The sequence below is a fragment of the Streptomyces sp. NBC_01006 genome (assembly GCF_045162725.1).
Lineage (GTDB): Bacteria > Actinomycetota > Actinomycetes > Streptomycetales > Streptomycetaceae > Streptomyces.
On sequence record NZ_CP108700.1, the window covers coordinates 5,553,896 to 5,570,680 of the forward strand.

The window sequence follows — 16,785 nt, forward strand, 5'->3', positions numbered from 1 at the left end:
AACCGGCCCGATCCGGCGACCGGTTGGCAGTCGGTCGGCGGCCGGTCGGCGGCCGGTGTGCGCCGTCACGTCAGGCGACGAGCCATGACCGTTCGCCCTCCGCCGGCTCGTCCGACTCGTCGAGGTCGGGATCGACGTCCCCGTGCGCGGGAACCTGCGCGACCAGCCGGAACAAGGTGCCGGGGCCCCGTTCGACCGTCAACTCCCCGCCCACCGCCCGCAGCCGGATCCCCAGATTCCCCAGGCCGCTGCCGCTGTGCGGCGAGGTGTCGCGGTAGCCCTCGGTGACGCCGTCGTTGATGACCGACAGCGTCATCAGGCCGTCCTCCTCGATGGCGGTGATCTCGCAGTGCACGGCGCGGCTGTGGCGCAACACGTTGGTGACGGCCTCCCGCAGCACGGTGGCGAGCACCGTGTTCACCGGCGAACTGACCTCTCCCATGCGGATGTCGGTCACCGCGTCGACCTCGGCGGCGCCCAGCACCGACTTGGCCGAGGCGATCTCCTCCTCCAGCGACATGTCCCGGTATCCGCTCGCCACCCGCCGTACGTCGGCCAGCGACTGGCGGGAGATGGCCAGCACGTCCTCGATCTCGTCCATGGCCCGGGCGGGATGGGCCGGGATCAGGCGGTGGATGAGCTCGCCCTTGAGCTGGATCGCGGAGAGGCTGTACCCCAGCAGGTCGTGCAGGTCACGGGCGAAGCGCAGCCGTTCGCGGGTGACCGCGGCGCGGGTGAGTTCGCCGCGGCTCTCGTGCAGGACGCGGACCAGCTCCGAAAGCCTGGTCAGTCCGAAGGTGACCAGCCCGGTCAGCAGGGTGCTCTGCGCCAGATAGATGCCGTCGAGGACGGGCCGCCCTTCCAGCAGCGGGGGCACCAGCATGCTGATGCCGACGAAGCCGTACAGGATCCAGCCCAGCCGCGGGGGCAGGAGCAGCAGCAGGGAGCCGGCGAGGAAGCCCGCCATGGCGCCCCACTGCGATTTCAGGGCGATGAGCGGCAGGTAGGTGAAGGCGACCTGGGCGCCGAGGGTCAGCGCCCTGCGGGCGGTCGGGATGCGCTGTGTGCTCGTCCGGGAGTGCAGGAGCTGGAGGGCGAAGACCGCGCCGAGGCAGCCGAAGGCGGCTGCCAGGGCGGGTCCTTCGACTCCGGCGCTGAGGATGTTCAGGGCGGTGATGCCCACGTAGCAGAGGAGCGCGGCGACGAGGATGACCTGGGCCATCCGGGGCGCGGGTAAGTCCCGGCTACGTCGCAGAATGCCCTCGACCAGGACCGCCTCCGACGGTCCGTCCGAGGACTTCAGGCGGCCAGGCATGTCAATCCCCCTTGAGCGTTCCTCTGTTACATGCCAGGTGTGAGCATAGGGGAGGGGCGTGGACAAGGGGCGTGAATCGTTCCGTCATACGAACAGCGGGACGGGGTTGAGCTGGTCGTACGGAGTGGGTTCGGCCAGTCGGCCGAGGCTCACGGGGACGTCGAAGAGCCGGCCGGACCCGTACCTCGCCCAGAAGTGGCGCAGTCCCGGTACGACCACTTTCGTCACGGGAAGTCCGAGGTCAGGTCGGCTCTGGTCGAGCACCAGCAGGTCCATGCCTTTGCCGCGGACCAGCTCGGTGATCAAGCGTACGTCGTCGAGCAGATCGGTGTTCCGGAGCGACGGCCAGTGGCCCGGCGTGCGGGTCTGCGCCATCGGATCGGCCGCCAGATATGGCTGGTTGGCGATGGTGGCCCCCTGCCACCACGACAGCGGCTCCGGGTCGGTGATCCGGTATCCGCGGCCGTCCGGCCGTACGTCGCCGACGGCGGGCAGCAGCTGCCCCAGCTCCGACATGGCCCGGCACAGCGCCACCCGGGGGTCGAAGTGGGCGCCGAAGCCGAAGATCACGTCCTCGGCGGGCTTGTCGGTCCGCCGGGACAGCGCCGCGAACACCGGAATGCCCAGGTCGGAGGTGAGGTCGAGCGCCCACACCTCCCGGTTCGTCCGGCGCAGGCCGTGGCGGATCCGCTCCACCCACTCGTCCTCGAAGGAACCGAGGTCCACCCCGGGTTGACGGGTGCGGTTATACCACCACAGGGCCACCGCGTCCCGCTCCACCAGCTCCAGGAAGCCCTGCACCAGCGCGTCCTCGGGGCTGCTGCCCGCCGCGTTGCCGTTGGAGTCGGCCCACGGCTCGTCCTCGGCGCGATCCCTTCCCCGCCCGAAGTACAGCATCGAGGTGGGGAGCAGCCGCTGGACGCCCCCGGTGAGCGACCACACCGGGGTCCAGTCGGTCGGGCGGGTCTCGTCGAACGGCGCCGGGACGTGGTGGAACCGGGAGTGCCGCGCGTTCCACCGCTCCCTCTCCGCGAACTGGCGGGAGCTGTAGAGCTGGCAGTCGTTGGGGTGCACGGCGGCCCCGCCCAGGCCGCGCAGGGAGTCGCGGACCACCGGCTCGTCCCCGCTGCGCGTACCGCTGTAGCGCTCGACCGCCTCGCACAGCGCGCTCGTACGGGCCTCCTCGGCGGTACGGCCCTTGCCGCCGCTGAGCGCGCGCAGACCGGAGCTGAGACCGGCGAAGGACGCCGACTCCATGGCCAGGTTGTGCCCGGAGGTGTACGCGTGGACGAAGTCCGGGGCGCCGGAGGCCTGCCGGATCTCCTTGACCACCCCGGTCACCGGGTCCACGAGGTGCCCGTACGTACGCAGCACCTGCGCCGGGGTCAGGGCGCGGTCCCCGCCCCCGGTCGCGGCGGCCTTGGGCCGCGACACGGGGACGAACGGCGCGCCGACCCGGCGGGCCACCAGGCCGGGGTCCCCGCAGCCCGCGCACTGCGGGAGCCGGCTCACAGGGTGGCTGGCGGTGCGCAGGCGCAGCGTGTCGAAGGTACGGATGTGGGTCTGCTCGGGATGGCGCAGCCCGGCCAGCCACTTGGCGGCCTCCAGGACGGCGAGGTTCACCGCGAGCGCCGTCCCGGCCGCCAGCCCGGCGGGCGGCCGCGGTACGGGGCCGTCCAGGCCGAGCGCGCGCCGCACCGGCACCTCCGAGTGGCGGTGGCCGCGCAGCCGTACGGCCAGGCAGTGCCAGCAGGGGCCGGAGCCGGGCCGGAAGAACGGGCCCACCCAGGGGTCCGTCCCGCACAGCTTGGCCGGCACCCACGGCCGGCCCGCGGCGCGGTGGCCGGCGTCCACGGCGGCCAGGGCGGGGGAGAGGTAGTCCTCGCACAGGACGAGGACCAGGTCGGCGGCGCCGGGGTCCGCGACGACCGCGATCCCCGACTCCCGGCAGGCCTCGGCCACCGGCCGCGGATCCAGGCCGGGCAGCGCCTCGATGGCGACGGCGGCCCGGGCCAGCCCGGCGGCGGCCACGCCGCCGTCCAGCCCGGCCAGATCCCAGTACGCCTCGGCCTCGGCCTCGGCCTCGGCCCGCGCCTCGGCGGGCGCGGCCGCCGGGGCGGTGGAGCGGATCAACCCGGCGTCGGCCAGGGAGACGAGGGCCGCCTCGGCGTCCTCGGCGCCCAGGATCCGCGAGGCCTCCTGCCGGACCGCCAGGGCGGTCCGGGTGCCGTCGAGCAGCGGTACGAGGATCTCCGCCCCGCTCCCGCTCAGGGCCGTCACCCCGCGCCGGGACACCAGGTATGCGGCGTCGCCGGGGACGACCGTCGGCCGCAGATGGGACTTGAAACCCACCAGCGCCTCGGCGGTGGCCGGAGGCGGCACGAGCGGCACGGCGGGCCGCTCACGCTCGGCAGTGCTCATGCTCCCAGCCGTCCGGCGATCGGCGCCGCCGGGCCCGTGACCTGCGTCTGGCTGCAGACGCTGAACAGGGCGTACGCGGTGTCCGGCAGGGCGTCGAGGTTCTCGATCACCAGGCCAGGCTTCGAGGGGCGGGCGGGTATCGGTACGGATCCGGTGCTGGGGCTGATACGGGCGTTGGCCGAAAGGCTGGTCATGGCGGTGGAGTTCCCTCTGCGTCGTCGTGGCGCGGGTCGGTCCGTTCACTGACGATTCTGCGAGGATCCGGTGATCGCGGGACAGTGCCCCGGTCACCAGCGGAAGGTGAAGATTTCACATGGTGCGGTGCCGCCGACACAGCTGAACGTTCAGGCCGACCAGCGGACGGGCAGCTGCCGGGGGCCGCGGATGAGGAGGCCCGTGCGCCAGCCGAGGTCGCGGGGGTCGGCGTCCAGGGAGAGGCCGGGACAGCGCGCCAGGAGCGCGGTGACGGCCGTACGGGCCTGGAGGCGGGCCAGCGGGGCTCCCAGGCAGTAGTGGATGCCGTGACCGAAGGCGATGTGCCCGCCCGCGGGCCGGCGGATGTCGAAGCGGTCCGGGTCGGGGAAGCGCGTGGGGTCCCGGTCGGCGTCGGCGAGCGCGACCAGCACCAGTTCGCCGCCCCCGGGTATCGGGGTCCCGGCGATCTCCACGGGCCCGGTGGTGAACCGGTACGTGGTGGTCTCGACCGGCCCCTCGTACCGCAGCATCTCCTCCACGGCGTTGTCGATGAGCGAGGGGTCGGCGCGCAGCGCGGCGAGCTGGCCGGGGTGGCGGAGCAGCGCGAGGACGCCCCCGGAGATCAGCTGGACGGTGGTCTCGAAGCCGGTGACGAGCAGGAGCCAGGCCATGCCGATGAGTTCGTCGGGCGAGAGCCGGCCGCCGTCCTCGTCGGTGGCGCGGATCAGGGCGCTCAACAGGTCCTCGCGGGGCCGCTCGCGCATCTCGTCCACCAGCGCGACGAGGTAGCGCGTCATCGCCGCCGTGGCGGCGGTCCTGGTGGCGTGGTCCGGGCTGCTCAGGGCCTGTTCGGCCCAGTCGCGGAAGGCGGCGCGGTCGAGGGAGGGCACCCCGAGGAGTTCGCAGATGATGCCCATGGCCAGCGGGAACGCGAGGGCCTCCACGAGGTCGGCCGCGCCGGCGGGCCGGGCCAGCATGGCGTCGAGGAGCTCGCCCGTGAGGGCCCGTACCCTCGGGGCGAGCGCCTCGACGCGGCGCGGCGTGAACTCCTTCACCACCAGCTTGCGCAGCCGGGTGTGGTCGGGCGGGTTCGAGCTCAGCAGGTTCTCGCCCGCGGAGAGCCGCGCCAGCGGCAGCGCGGGAGAGGCGTCCCGCCAGGACTTGGACAGGGAGGGCTCGGTGAGCGCGGCGCGGCAGGCCTCGTGGCCGACCACGAGCCAGGCCTCGGCGCCCTCCGGTACGCGGACGCGGTGCACCGGGCCCCGGGCGCGGAGCGCGGCGTACACCGGGTGGGGATTCCTGGTGAATTCCTCGCCGAGCGCACCGAAGTCCGCCGCGATGTCCGCCATCATGTCCACCGAGATGTCCGTTCCCATGGATCGCCCTTCCTGCCGTCGTACCGTCCGGTCGTCGTAACGTGCTGTCGCCTTACCGAGCGGGGGCGTTCCGCTTCTCGAACACCTCCCTGGCCACCCCGATGGCGTTCAGCACCCGCGGGAACCCGGCGTACGGCACCACGTGGATCAGCGTCTCCACGACCTGCGCCGGGCTCAGGCCGACGTTCAGGGCGGCGCCGATGTGCACCCGCAGCTGCGGAGCGGTGTCACCGAAGGCCGTCAGGGCGGCGACGGTGACGAGCTGGCGGCGCCTCGGCGACAGCCACGGGCGGTGGTAGACGTCCCCGAAGGTGAATTCGACGATGAACCGGCCGAGGTCCGGGGCGATGTCCTTGAGCGACTCGATGACCTCCAGGCCGTGGTGCCCGTCGATTTCCACGAGCTTCTCGGTTCCGCGCATGTAGCGGTCGCGGGTGTCGTTCATGACGGGCGGTTCGAAGGTGACGCCCCGGTTGGCGAAGACCGTCCTGGCGACGCCGACCGCGTTGAGCGCCCGCGGGAATCCCATGAAGGGCACGATGTGGATCAGGGCCTCGATGACCTCCTCGGGCTGCACGCCGACGTGCAGCGCCGCGTCGATGTGGAAGTCCAGCTGCGCGGCGGTGTCCCCCTGGGCGGCCAGCGCGGCGACCGTGGACAGCTCCCGTTCGCGCAGGTCGAGTCCCGGCCGGGCGTAGACGTCGCCGTACGCGAACTCCACGACGTAGCGGCCGAGGTCCGGGGCGATGTCCCGCAGCGAGTCGATGACGGCCGCTCCGCGCTCGCCCGAGGTCTCGTGCAGGACGGCCAGCCCCCGCTCGTAGCGGGAGTCGCCGCCGGAGGTGGCCGCGGCCGCGGCCGATGCCGGGTTCAGCAGTCCCTCGGCGAGGCCGATGCCGACGAGGGCGCCCCCGGTGAGGGTGGCCCGACGGGTCATTTCGGCGGTGCTCCGTACGTCGTTCATGGTGTGTCGTCTCCATCCATCGGTGCGAGCGGCACCCTGCCGATCGCGATGACGTTTCCTTCGCTGATGTATCCGTCCGGGTCACGCAGCGGGCCGGCCGGATCGTCGGGATCGAGGAAGGGGGCCCAGTTCCCCGGGATGCCCTCGTCCGCCGCCTGCCGGGCGAAGCGCGCGCAGGCGTTCGCGTAGAACCGGAGGGCCGCCGGGGTCAGCGGAGCGTGGTGCTCCATGAGGATCGTGCGCTGCGTCACGTCCGTCAGACCGGCCGCCCGCAGCCGGCGGTACAGATCGCGGCCGCGGAGCAACTGGCGTGCGTAGCCGGGGGAGGCGGCGGACGCCCGGAAGAAGTCGGTGATCAGGAACGGGTCCGCCGGGCGGACGGTGCTCAGCGAACCGTCCACGTCCTTGACCGCGACGAGCCCCCCGGGCCTGGTGACCCGGCGCAGTTCCGCCAGCGCGCGCGCCAGCTCCGCGTCGTCCAGGTACTGCGTCGTGTTCGCGCACCAGACGGCGTCGAACATGCCGTCCGCGTACGGCAGGTCGAGGACGCTGCCCTGCCGTACCACCAGCGGCGCGGCGCCCGGCCGGCCCCGCAGCCGCCCGGCGGCGCGCTCCACGTTCTCCGCGGCCAGGTCGACGGCCGAGATCCGGCCCGCCGCGCCGACGAGTTCGGCGATCCGGGGCAGGAACGCACCGCTGCCGCAGCCCGCGTCCAGTACGTGCCACCCGGGCCGGATGCCGACACCGTCCAGGGCGTCCCGGTAGTACGCGGCGCAGGCCTCGAAGTGCGGGTCCACGATCTCCTCGTGGGTGAACGGCAGTCCGGTGGACGTCGTGTACCCCCACGCCGCGTGATCGGCCGTCAGCATGGAGCGGCCTGCGCTTCCGCCCGTACGAGGGCCTGCGCGAGCAGCCCCGTGAGGATCTCCGCCGTGGCCTCCGGCGCCTCCAGGGGAGCGAGGTGGCCGACCCCGGGAAGGACGACGAGCCGGCCGCGCGGCAGTGCCTTCGCCGTCCGGCAGGCCTCTTCGAGGGAGACGAGCTCGTCCTCGGCGCCGATCACGACCACCGCCGGTACGTCCGCGGCCCTCAGGGTGGCCGTGGAGTCCGTACGGGCCGCGATGGCCCGCTGCGCCCAGGCGACGGACCGCGGCGGCGCCGCCAGCGCCAGGCCGGTCACCCGCGCCGTCAGATGCGGCCGCCGGGCGCGCGTGGTGGCGCCGAGCAGGGACGGCGTGGTCGCGGCGACGAGCCCGGCGCGCGCCGAGTCGTCGAGGATCGCGTCGGCGAAGCGCAGGCGCTGCCCGGCCGCCGCCGCCGAGTCGGCCGTACCCCTGGCCGCCAGCAGGGCCAGCGCCCGGACGCGGTCCGGATGGCGGCGCAGGAAGGCCATCGCCACGTAGCCGCCCATGGAGCAGCCGGCGAGGGCGACTTCGCCGATGCCCTGCCGGTCGAGCTCCCGGGCCAGGCCGTCCGCCACGAGATCGAGCGAGGGCGAGCCCTGGGGCAGCGGCGCCGAGCCGAAACCGGCCTGGTCGGGGGTGAGGACCCGGCGGCCCCGGGCGCGCAGGGCCGCGGCCGCCGCGTCCCACAGGGAGGAGTCGAGGGGCAGGGCGTGGAGCAGGACGAGGGGGAGGCTCATCGGCGTGCCGCCCACTGCGCGTCGGCGACGAACCGCCGTACGTGTTCGGGCGGTTCGCTGCCCCGCAGCCAGGCGAAGGCCACCGGCGAAGGCGGCAGGTCGTGCACCGGGACCACCTTGACGTCCGGCGGGACCACCGCGTCCAGGGACCGGAACGAGAGATGGATCGCGTACGTGCTCCTGAGCAGCTCCGTCATCGCGGTGAGCGTCGTCATGGCGTGGATCCGGCGGATCGGCCGGCCCAGCGGGGTCCGCGGCGGCACCACCAGGTTCCAGACGTGCGCCGGGAAGTCCCCGGGGCACCGGAAGCCCCCGTACTCCGCGACCTCCTCGACCGACACCGAGGCGCGGCCGGCCAGCGGGTGATGGGCTCCGACGAGGACGGCCCGCCCGTCGAAGCCGACCGGCTCGCTCACGGCGAGGTCCGGCTCCAGCGGGTCGTACTTGACGATCATGATGTCCATGGATCCGGCCCGCAGCGGGCCGAAGGGCTCGGTGACCTCGTACGGGACGTACTCCACCGACTCCGGCGCATGTCCGGCCGCCGCGACGAGGCGGGACGCCAGGTGCGTCGAGCCGTGGACGCCCAGGCGGACGGTGCGCGGCGCGGTGCCGGTGCGGGTGGGGGTGCGGGTGGGAGCGGCGGTGGGGGTCGCGGTGGGGGTTGGCATTTCAGACCTCCGTGGTCAGTCCGGCATAGGCCTGGAGCTCGTCCGGGCGGTGGACATCGGTGTCGACGCGCAACATGGCGAGCTGCGCGCCCAGGCCGGTCAGGCGCGGTACGAACCGCAGCGTCAAGCGGTCCCCGGGACCGATCAGCCCGTCCAGGACGGCCTCGGCGAGCAGGTGGTTGACGTGCACGAGCGCCTCGGTGACGGACACTCTGGCGGTGGCGATGTACAGCTCGCGGTGGGCCGGGGGACGGGTGCCCGGACGGCCGGGCACGGTCACGGTGGCCGACCGCTGCGCGGTCAGCTCGTGCGCCGCCTCGAAGGACTTGAGCAGCCGGCGCAGCGTGGCCGTCCGCGCGCCGGGCGCGGGCCCGGCCCAGGCGACCGAGTCGTCTCCGGCGACGTGGTCGAAGACGAACCGCTCGCGGAGGTTGGACGGGCTGCCGGCCAGGTAGACGGTACGGGTGAACGAGCGCCGCCACGCCTCCCGTTCCCCGGGAGCCAGCGCGAGGGCGAAGGCGCAGGTCTCGCGCACCCACCGGGGCAGGTCGAGCCGGCCGATGACGACCACGGCCAGCACCTCGTCGGCCGGGGCGGTGCGGTCGCCGTGGAGTCCGGCCCGGGCGGCCCGCAGGGCCTGCGTACTGGACAGGTCGAGCCCGTCCGCGAGCTCCGGTCGGGCGGACCGGACGCGGTCCGCCGCCGATTTGAGCAGGGCCGCGGAGGACAGGGGGAAGGGGGTCACAGGAACACCGCCGACAGGAGTGCGGGATCGGGAGCGGGGCGGCCCTTGCCGAGGAGCGAGCAGGCCAGCCGGTAGGGGTCGACGTACGCATGGCCCCGCCGGTGCCGCTCCAGCGCCTCGGCCAGATCGCCCGCACCGGTCGCGGACCCCGAGCGCCTCAGGAGCCGGGCGGCCACGGCCAGGCAGTGGCGCAGCAGGTCGTGGCGGAAGGACTGCTGCTCTCCCGGGCCGAGGGTCGCGATGAAGTACAGGCGCATGCCGAGCCGGAGCGCGTCGTCGCCGTGGCCGTCCGCGGACTCGCCCGCCTCGGCCGAGGCCCGCAGCAGCGCGCCCGCCGTGTGGCCGCGCCAGCCGCCGTGCCGGGCCGAGGTGATCTTGCCGTCGATGGGCACCCGGCCGATGGGCACCCGGCGCACCGGCGGCCCCAGGCTGGTCAGCACACGGTGCAGCAGTCGGTAGTCCGCGTCGAGTTCGCGGTCGTACAGCAGGACCACCTCGTCGTACCAGGGCACCAGCGGCAGCAGCTCGCGCAGCGCGCAGGCGAGGTAGTTGGGGCGGCCGTCCGCGGTGACGATCCGGCGCAGCGGCATCCCGTACCGGGTGAGGTCCAGGTAGACGGGGCCCCCGCAGTGCCGCTGGTCGAGGACCAGGCCCACGGCGCCGAGCCGTTCGATCATCTCCTCCAGCCGGAGGCCGGGCGGCTGGTGCTCCCGCAGGCCCGGGTCGTGCATCCCCAGCCGCTCGTAGTGCCCGGCCCACAGCCGCAGCATCCGCTCGCTCGCGGGGTGCACCCAGCCGCTGTGCTCGACGGCGTCCCGGTAGGGCCGCAGGACCTCGGCGCCCTGGCGCCGCTCCTCGGAGCGGTAGCGGACGTAAAGGTCCCCGATCTCCTCCTCGGAGAGCTGCGTGTAGTCGGTCTCCCCGTGGGTGCGGTCGAGGTACTCCCAGAAGCCGACGGTCTGTTCGGTGACGTGGTACGTGGTGTGGCTGTAGCGGTACGTCACCGCGGCGAGCGGTGCGGTGGCCCGGAACATCACGTCCGTCCACAGCAGGCCCTTGAGGTGGCTGGGGGTCAGCGGTTTGGTGGGGGTGACCGTGACCGGTGCCAGCAGGACGTTCTTGCGGGGCAGCACGTTCATCCTTCCTCCCGGTCCGGGGCGTGGGCGTGGGCGGCGATGGCTCGGCGGAGCTGCGCGTACGTCGGCGGTCGCGGGCCGGACGGCACGGAGCCGTCCGTCCCGGCCGCCCGTACGCGGGCCAGGAACTCCGGGTCGGCGAAGACCTCGGCGGGGGTGGCGAGGCCCGTCCCGATCCGGGTGGTGCCCCGCCATACGGCGCGGTCGGTGGCCGCCGCCGTGTGCGCGGCCACCCGGACCGGCCCCGGAACGGGCGGTACGGGCGGTACGGGCCGGCCGGGCCCGGGGAGCGGCGGCGCTCCGGCCGCCGCCCGCCACCGTTCGCCGCGCGACCAGGAGTCGTGCACCCCCAGCTCGTACCAGGGCCGCAGCACGCGGTCGGCCAGTTCCGCGGCGGCCAGGCCCAACCACTCGTCCACCGCCGGGTGTTCCTCGATCAGGTCCGCGAGCCGGAAGGCGTGCGCGAGGGCGAGGGACAGGCCGCGGCCGTACATCGGATCGGTGACGCAGGCGGCGTCCCCGGCCCGCAGGAGCCCGGCGACCGGACGCTGCCGGCCGGGCCCGGCGCCGCGCAGGATGTTCGGCGGCATGGCGATGGCCCGGACCGGGCCGAGCGGCTCCGCCGCGCGCTCGTCGACCCAGTCGGCCAGGTACGGCGAGAGGCGGCAGGCGGCGGTGAAGGCGGCGGGTGTGCGCAGGGCCGCCATCGCGCGGTCGCCGGGCAGGGCGCCGAAGGTGACGGCGAAGACCTCGTTGTCCGCCGGGTGCAGGACGGCGGAGTAGTGGTCCCAGATCCCGCCGGCCGCGTTGCCCCGGTTGAGCGGGCCCGGCGGCGGGCCGTCGGGGTCGCGCAGCCGGTAGAAGCGGCCGAAGGCGTGCAGCCGGCTGGGGCCGGTCAGGTCGCCCGCGGCCGGCAGGCCCGCCGCGGCCAGCCAGGACCGGGACGCGCACCGGCGGCCGGACGCGTCCACCACCAGGTCGGCGGGGATCGGCTCGCCGCCGTCCGTGACGACTCCCGTCACCCGCAGGCGCGTCGGCCCGGACGGGGCGGTCAGCACCCCGGCGACCGTGGTCCGGTGGCTGAGGGTCACCCCGGGCAGGGACTCGACGGCCCGGTGCAGTACGAGGTCCAGGACGGGGCGGCGGACGAGCAGGGTGACGAGCTCCTCGTCCCCCTGCTCCACGGGACCCGGCGGCGCCGCGGCGGTGAGATCGGCGAGCCGCGCCCCCTCCGCCAGCGCCGCGTCGAGCACGGCCGGCGCGCAGGAGCGCAGCGTGCGCACGCCGAGCGCGTTCAGGATGTGGTCGTGGCCGGCCTGGGGCACCGAGGGCCGTTCCCACAGCTCGGCGCTCTTGACGAGCGGCCCGTCCGGCGGCGGTTCGCTGCGCTCCAGGACCCGCACCCGGTGGCCGCGCCCGCCGAGCGCGAGGGCCAGGGCGAGGCCGGCGGCGGCGCCGCCCGCGATCACGATGTTCGCCATGGTCAGCGTCGCCGGCCGTGCACGAAGAACACCCGCCGTACGTCCTTCACCCCGCGCGGCGGCACCGGGTCCGGCCACCGCCCGAAATCGGCCTCGGGCTCGCCCGGCTGGACGGCGCGCACGTCGAACCCGTACCGCGAGAACAGGGCCTCCGGCTCGTCGGTGCCGAACACCCACGGGCACCCCCAGCCGGCGAAGACGTCCAGCAGGCCGCGCATGTGGGGGAGGGTCAGGGCGGCCCGGTTGACGATGTCGGCGGCGATCCGGCTGCCGGGCGCGGAGATCGCGGCGACCCGCTCCAGCATCCGGTGCGCGTCGGCCTCGGGGATGTAGTAGAGCAGCCCCTCCAGCAGCCACGCCGAGGGGACGGCGGGGTCGTAGCCGGACGCGACGAGGCGGTCCTCCCAGTCGTCGGCGGTGAGGTCGACGGCGACCGTACGGTGGTCGACCCGCGGCTCCGCCCCCCGCAGCCGCTCCGCCTTGAAGTCGAGCACCGCCGGGCGGTCCACCTCGAAGTAGCGGATGTGCCCGGGCCACGGGAGCCGGTAGGCGCGCGAGTCCATGCCGGCCGGGGCCAGCACGAGCTGGGTCGTCCCCGGGTCCTGGGCCGCCTCCTGGAGCAGGTCGTCGAAGAACCGGGTGCGGATGGCGTTGTAGTCCGGGGTGCTGGGCAGGGTGCGCGGCCGGTCGGGCGGGAAGGTCGCCGCCCGGATCTCGGCGAGCAGTTCCGGGCCCGCCTCGCCGACCAGTCCGGCGGCGTACGGGTCCTCGTACAGCCGGTCCTCGCGGCGGGTCTCGGCGGCGCGCAGGGCGGCGGTGAGCAGGGCGGTCCGTTCGACGGGGTTGAGCACGGGCATGGTGGCTCCTTGTACGGGGGTGCGGGTGCCGGACGGCCGGTGGTGCGGTGGGGTGGGGTGAGGGCGGTCAGGCGAGCGGGGTCCGGGGGTCCCGGGTCAGGCGCTCCCAGAGGGCGTCGTCCTGCCGGAAGAGGCGGTCCTTGACCTGCGTCGGGCGGATGCCTTCGGCGACCGCCTCGTGCCAGTCGCGGTCGAACGCCTCGGCGTCCAGCAGGCGTACGGCGGGCGCGGCCAGCCGGCCGGCCGACCGGGCCTGCGCGTACCCGGCGGACTGCGCCGCCAGGCAGCGGTCCAGGGCGGCGGTGAAACGTACGGTCTCGGCCGCGTGCCATGGGCTGCGCGGGGCGATCGCGAACACGTAGCGCGGGGCCCCGTGCCCTGCCGGGCCCGCCGTCGTACCGGCCGCCGGTTCGACCCGGCACGCCACGTTGCGCAGCGCGAGTCCGCCGGAGCCCAGGGCCGTGTGCAGGGCCCGGACCACCTCCGCGTCCCGCAGCCGCTCACCGGCCGCGTCGGACCGGCCGCCCCGGCCCGCGTACTCCAGCCGCGGGACCCCGCCGGACATGTCCACGACGCGGACCACGTCACCGACGGCGTACCGGTACAGCCCGCCGACGTGGCTGAAGACCACGTGGTAGTCCCGGCCGGCTTCGAGCTCGTGCGGCAGCAGCGTGGCGGAGTCCGGGGCGAGGTCCTGATCGGCCGGCACGAACTCGTACACCGAGGCCGACGCGACGAGGCTGCCGGCCGAGGCGTGCCGGTCCAGCGCCACGCCGACCGGGCCCTCCGAGGCGGCCACCGGCGCCGGCAGCACGGTGACGCCGGGGCCGAACTCCTCCCGCAGTGCGGGCAGGTACAGCGATGCCACCCCGGTCGTCCAGCAGAAGATCGCCCGCAGCCGGGGCCACACGTGCGCGGGCCGTACGGTGCCGAAGTACTCCGCGAGGCGTTCGAGTTCGGCGGCCCGCTCGGGGTCCGGCGCCCGGTGCGGCAGGCCGCCGAGGGTGCCGTCCCGTACCTCCTTCACGATCCGCGGCCACCACAGGTTCAGCTGGTACGGGACCGCGGAGACCATCGCCGGATTGATGCCGATCAGCGCCCGCAGATCGCTCTGCACCGCCAGCCGGAGCCGCAGGTACGCCCGCTCCAGGTGGTCACCGGGCTCGGTCGGCACCGGAAGCACCGCCCAGGGTGCGCCCGTGCCGGGTTCGGCCGAGAGGGGTTCGCCGAAGCGGGCCCCGAAGTCCACCTGGCTGGCGCCCACATGGGGCCGGCCGTCGCCCGTGGTGGGCGGTGCGCTCAGCGGATCGTGCTTGAGGTTGAGAACGGCGTCGGGCCGGTCCAGTACGTCCGGGAAGTGCTCGATCAGCGGGGCCCAGGCCGCGAAGTAGAACGGCATGAAGGTCGTCCGCATGAAGCGCGGGGTGACGGGCACCTTCTTGTGCGCCCCGGTGCTGCCGCTGCTGGTGAAGTAGACGGCGGGCGCGTCGGCCGACAGCAGGTTCCGCTCCCCGGCGGCCGTCCGCTCGATGAGGGCGGCGTGGTCGGCGTAGTCGCGTACGGGCACGGCCTCCCGGAAGTCGTCCACCGTGAGGACGCGGCCCAAGCCGTGCCGCCTGCCGAACCGGGTGGAGGCGTTGAAGCCCACCAGATCGGTGAGGACACGCTGCTGCATGCCGCGCAGATCGGCGTGCTCGGCGGCCAGCCGCTCGCGCGCGGCGAACACGCGCTCGCGGTAGCGGCCGGTGTGGCCGGGGGTGTGCCAGACGGATGAGGCGTTCATACGGACAGCACCTCCCGTACGGCTTCGGCCGCCCGGTCGGCGTCGGGCTGCTCCGGCAGCATCGTCACCGGCAACTCCCGCACCTCCTCCAGCAGCAGCTTCCGCAGATTCCGCTGGTAGCTCTCGAACTCCGCCCAGCTCCCGTCCTGCCCGTCGTACTCCAGGGCGTTGAGCCGTGCGCCGTCTCCCCTGCGGCGCCAGGCGGACTCGGGCGAGACGTCGAGGAAGACCACCCCGCTGGGCTGCGGGAAGGAACGCCACCAGGAGTACATCCGGCTGTCCCGGACCCCTGCCATCCGGCACTTCGCCAGGATCTTGTAGTAGTACGAGTCCACGAGCACCGGAACCCGCGGGTCCGTCTCCCTCACCTGGTCCCGGAGGTGGACCACGGCCGTCTGCAGCACACCGGCCATGAAGTCCACCGAGTACGCGGTGCCGAGGCCCGGCAGCAGATGGTCGTGGACGTCCTGCCGCAGCCGGGTGATCAGGGCGTGCTCGGGTGCGACGAACGCGCGGTCCGTCGACACCAACCGCCACTCGGGCAGCATGGGCGCCAGACGCCGCATGGCCGAGGACTTGCCGGCCCCGTCGGGACCCAGCAGCACGTGGAACCGGCGCCCGCTCATCGGACGGCGATCGTCTCGGGGCGCCGCTGGGAGCGCCGCGCCAGGCGCTCGCGCAGCTCGGCGTCCTCGCCCACGGCCACGGGATGCCCCACGAGTTCCAGCATCGGCAGGTCGGAGACGTGGTCCCCGTACGCGAAGCAGTCGCGCGGGTCGACGGCGGGCCGCGCCGCCAGGTGGGCGAGGACCGCTGCGCGCTTGCCCTCGCCGATGACCGGGGTACCGACCTCGCCGGTGTAGATGCCGTCCTCGATCAGCGGGCGGGTGCACAGGACCGTTTCCGCGCCCAGCTCGCGCGCCAGCGGTTCCAGGAGGGGCGGGAACGAGCCCGAGACCAGGACCAGCGGCGCGCCGGCGGCCCGGTGGCCGCGCAGGGCCCGGAGCGTGGAGTCGATGTAGAAGCCCCGGGTGGAGGCGGTGCGTTCGGTGAACCACTCGTCCGCCAGCCGCGTGAGCGACTCCACGGACTCGCCCGCGTAGTGGCTGTAGTAGAAGCGGTTGATCTCCTCGCGGGGCGCCCCGTCGGCGGCCCGCCGGCCGATCACCGCCGTGATCCGCTCGTACTCCTCCTCCCCGGCGACGCCGTGCCGGCGCACCAGCCGGTAGTGGAGGAAGTCGAACATGCTCTTGACGGTGATCAGCGTCTCGTCGACGTCGCTGAAGACGATGTACGGCCCGGGCGTGTGCTCGGTCATGACGTACGGACCTCCGCGCGCGCCGGAGCCGCAGCCTCCGCGGCGGCCGCCGCCGCGGCCAGCGCCACCCCGTCCTGGAGGGACCGCTGCGCCGCCCGTGTCTCCTTGGCGTGGGAGACCTGGGTGTCGAAGGCGGTGAACCGGACCTCCATGCCCGCCGTCTCCGACCCGCCCTGGCTCACGGAGAGTTCGCAGTGGAAGGTCATCCGGGTGCGGTGCGGGGTGCGGTGGGCCAGGACCCGGCAGCGCACCACCGCGGGGAGCGGGAAGAGGAAGTTGCGGTACCGGGTGGCGAAGGAGTCGATGACGAAGTAGCTGCTCCCCACCGCCTCGGGCGGCAGGTAGAACTGCTCGGCCACCGCGATGAACATCTGCCGGCCGGCTTCGGTGGCCAGCATCCCCTGCATGTGCTGCCCGGTGAGGTGGTCGGACATCACCTCGTTGTCGCCGTCGACCAGCAGGTCCGCCTCGTACCAGTCGGCGCCGACCGGACGCGGCGCGGAGATCAGCACGTTCTCGGGACGGTGTTTGTGGGCGATCTCCCGGCCGGCGCGGGTGTGCAGCGCCTGGTCGTCGATGACGACCAGGTCCGCGAGCCCGCGCCGGGCCAGGGTGTCGCGTATGAACTGGACGTCGAACAGGGAGACGCCCTGCCCCACGCTCACGCGGACCCCGTCGGCGTCGGCGTCGGCGTCGGCGTCGACGGCGCTGTCGGGGCCGTCGGGGAAGGTCCCGTTCCTGATCAGGCGGGCCAGCTGGGAGACGGTGAACACGCCTTCGTGGTGGGCGAACTCGGCGAACACGTCGCCCACGAGGAACAGCGTGCCGGGCTTGGCATCGGTGGCCTGGGACGACTCATGGGGCATGGGCACGGACATGGC

At 74.1% G+C, this 16,785-nt stretch carries 16 protein-coding genes; all 16 read right to left on the reverse strand.

Features of this window, described 5'->3' with window-relative positions; translation table 11 throughout:
- Window positions 1-70: 70 nt before the first annotated feature.
- Window positions 71-1,315 (reverse strand): sensor histidine kinase, encoded by a 1,245-nt coding sequence (locus tag OG509_RS25585; RefSeq protein ID WP_387290428.1) that lies wholly within the window; start codon window positions 1,313-1,315, stop codon window positions 71-73.
- Between the two features lie 84 nt (window positions 1,316-1,399).
- A complete protein-coding gene (locus tag OG509_RS25590) occupies window positions 1,400-3,736 on the reverse strand; it encodes a TOMM precursor leader peptide-binding protein (protein ID WP_406184845.1) in 2,337 nt (778 codons plus the stop codon).
- Window positions 3,733-3,930 (reverse strand): hypothetical protein, encoded by a 198-nt coding sequence (locus tag OG509_RS25595; RefSeq protein ID WP_053689393.1) that lies wholly within the window; start codon window positions 3,928-3,930, stop codon window positions 3,733-3,735. Before OG509_RS25595 ends, OG509_RS25590 begins: the two co-directional genes overlap by 4 nt.
- A gap of 150 nt (window positions 3,931-4,080) precedes the next feature.
- Entirely contained in the window at window positions 4,081-5,307 is a 1,227-nt protein-coding gene (locus OG509_RS25600; RefSeq protein WP_406184847.1) for a cytochrome P450, read from the reverse strand.
- A gap of 52 nt (window positions 5,308-5,359) precedes the next feature.
- Complete coding sequence (locus OG509_RS25605) at window positions 5,360-6,271, reverse strand: carboxymuconolactone decarboxylase family protein (RefSeq protein WP_406184849.1); 912 nt, start codon at window positions 6,269-6,271, stop codon at window positions 5,360-5,362.
- On the reverse strand, window positions 6,268-7,140 hold the full coding sequence (locus OG509_RS25610; RefSeq protein ID WP_406184850.1) for a class I SAM-dependent methyltransferase: 873 nt from the start codon (window positions 7,138-7,140) through the stop codon (window positions 6,268-6,270). Before OG509_RS25610 ends, OG509_RS25605 begins: the two co-directional genes overlap by 4 nt.
- The gene (locus OG509_RS25615) at window positions 7,134-7,913 is read right to left on the reverse strand and encodes an alpha/beta fold hydrolase (protein ID WP_406184851.1); all 780 of its coding nucleotides are present in this window, start codon (window positions 7,911-7,913) and stop codon (window positions 7,134-7,136) included. The genes OG509_RS25610 and OG509_RS25615 overlap by 7 nt, the downstream gene beginning before the upstream one ends.
- Complete coding sequence (locus OG509_RS25620) at window positions 7,910-8,584, reverse strand: LysR substrate-binding domain-containing protein (protein ID WP_406184852.1); 675 nt, start codon at window positions 8,582-8,584, stop codon at window positions 7,910-7,912. The genes OG509_RS25615 and OG509_RS25620 overlap by 4 nt, the downstream gene beginning before the upstream one ends.
- A 1-nt stretch (window position 8,585) precedes the next feature.
- Complete coding sequence (locus tag OG509_RS25625) at window positions 8,586-9,329, reverse strand: DUF6182 family protein (RefSeq protein WP_406184854.1); 744 nt, start codon at window positions 9,327-9,329, stop codon at window positions 8,586-8,588.
- On the reverse strand, window positions 9,326-10,468 hold the full coding sequence (locus OG509_RS25630; protein ID WP_406184856.1) for a hypothetical protein: 1,143 nt from the start codon (window positions 10,466-10,468) through the stop codon (window positions 9,326-9,328). Before OG509_RS25630 ends, OG509_RS25625 begins: the two co-directional genes overlap by 4 nt.
- Complete coding sequence (locus OG509_RS25635; RefSeq protein ID WP_406184858.1) at window positions 10,465-11,946, reverse strand: NAD(P)/FAD-dependent oxidoreductase; 1,482 nt, start codon at window positions 11,944-11,946, stop codon at window positions 10,465-10,467. The genes OG509_RS25630 and OG509_RS25635 overlap by 4 nt, the downstream gene beginning before the upstream one ends.
- Window positions 11,947-11,948: 2 nt before the next feature.
- On the reverse strand, window positions 11,949-12,803 hold the full coding sequence (locus OG509_RS25640) for a class I SAM-dependent methyltransferase (RefSeq protein WP_406184860.1): 855 nt from the start codon (window positions 12,801-12,803) through the stop codon (window positions 11,949-11,951).
- Window positions 12,804-12,870: 67 nt separating this feature from the next.
- Window positions 12,871-14,586 (reverse strand): GH3 auxin-responsive promoter family protein, encoded by a 1,716-nt coding sequence (locus OG509_RS25645; RefSeq protein ID WP_406184861.1) that lies wholly within the window; start codon window positions 14,584-14,586, stop codon window positions 12,871-12,873.
- Entirely contained in the window at window positions 14,583-15,212 is a 630-nt protein-coding gene (locus tag OG509_RS25650) for a hypothetical protein (protein ID WP_406184862.1), read from the reverse strand. Before OG509_RS25650 ends, OG509_RS25645 begins: the two co-directional genes overlap by 4 nt.
- Entirely contained in the window at window positions 15,209-15,904 is a 696-nt protein-coding gene (locus OG509_RS25655; RefSeq protein ID WP_406184864.1) for an HAD family hydrolase, read from the reverse strand. The genes OG509_RS25650 and OG509_RS25655 overlap by 4 nt, the downstream gene beginning before the upstream one ends.
- Window positions 15,901-16,782: an AfsA-related hotdog domain-containing protein gene (locus tag OG509_RS25660; RefSeq protein ID WP_406184866.1), complete on the reverse strand. Its 882-nt coding sequence runs from the start codon at window positions 16,780-16,782 to the stop codon at window positions 15,901-15,903. The genes OG509_RS25655 and OG509_RS25660 overlap by 4 nt, the downstream gene beginning before the upstream one ends.
- Window positions 16,783-16,785 lie beyond the last annotated feature (3 nt).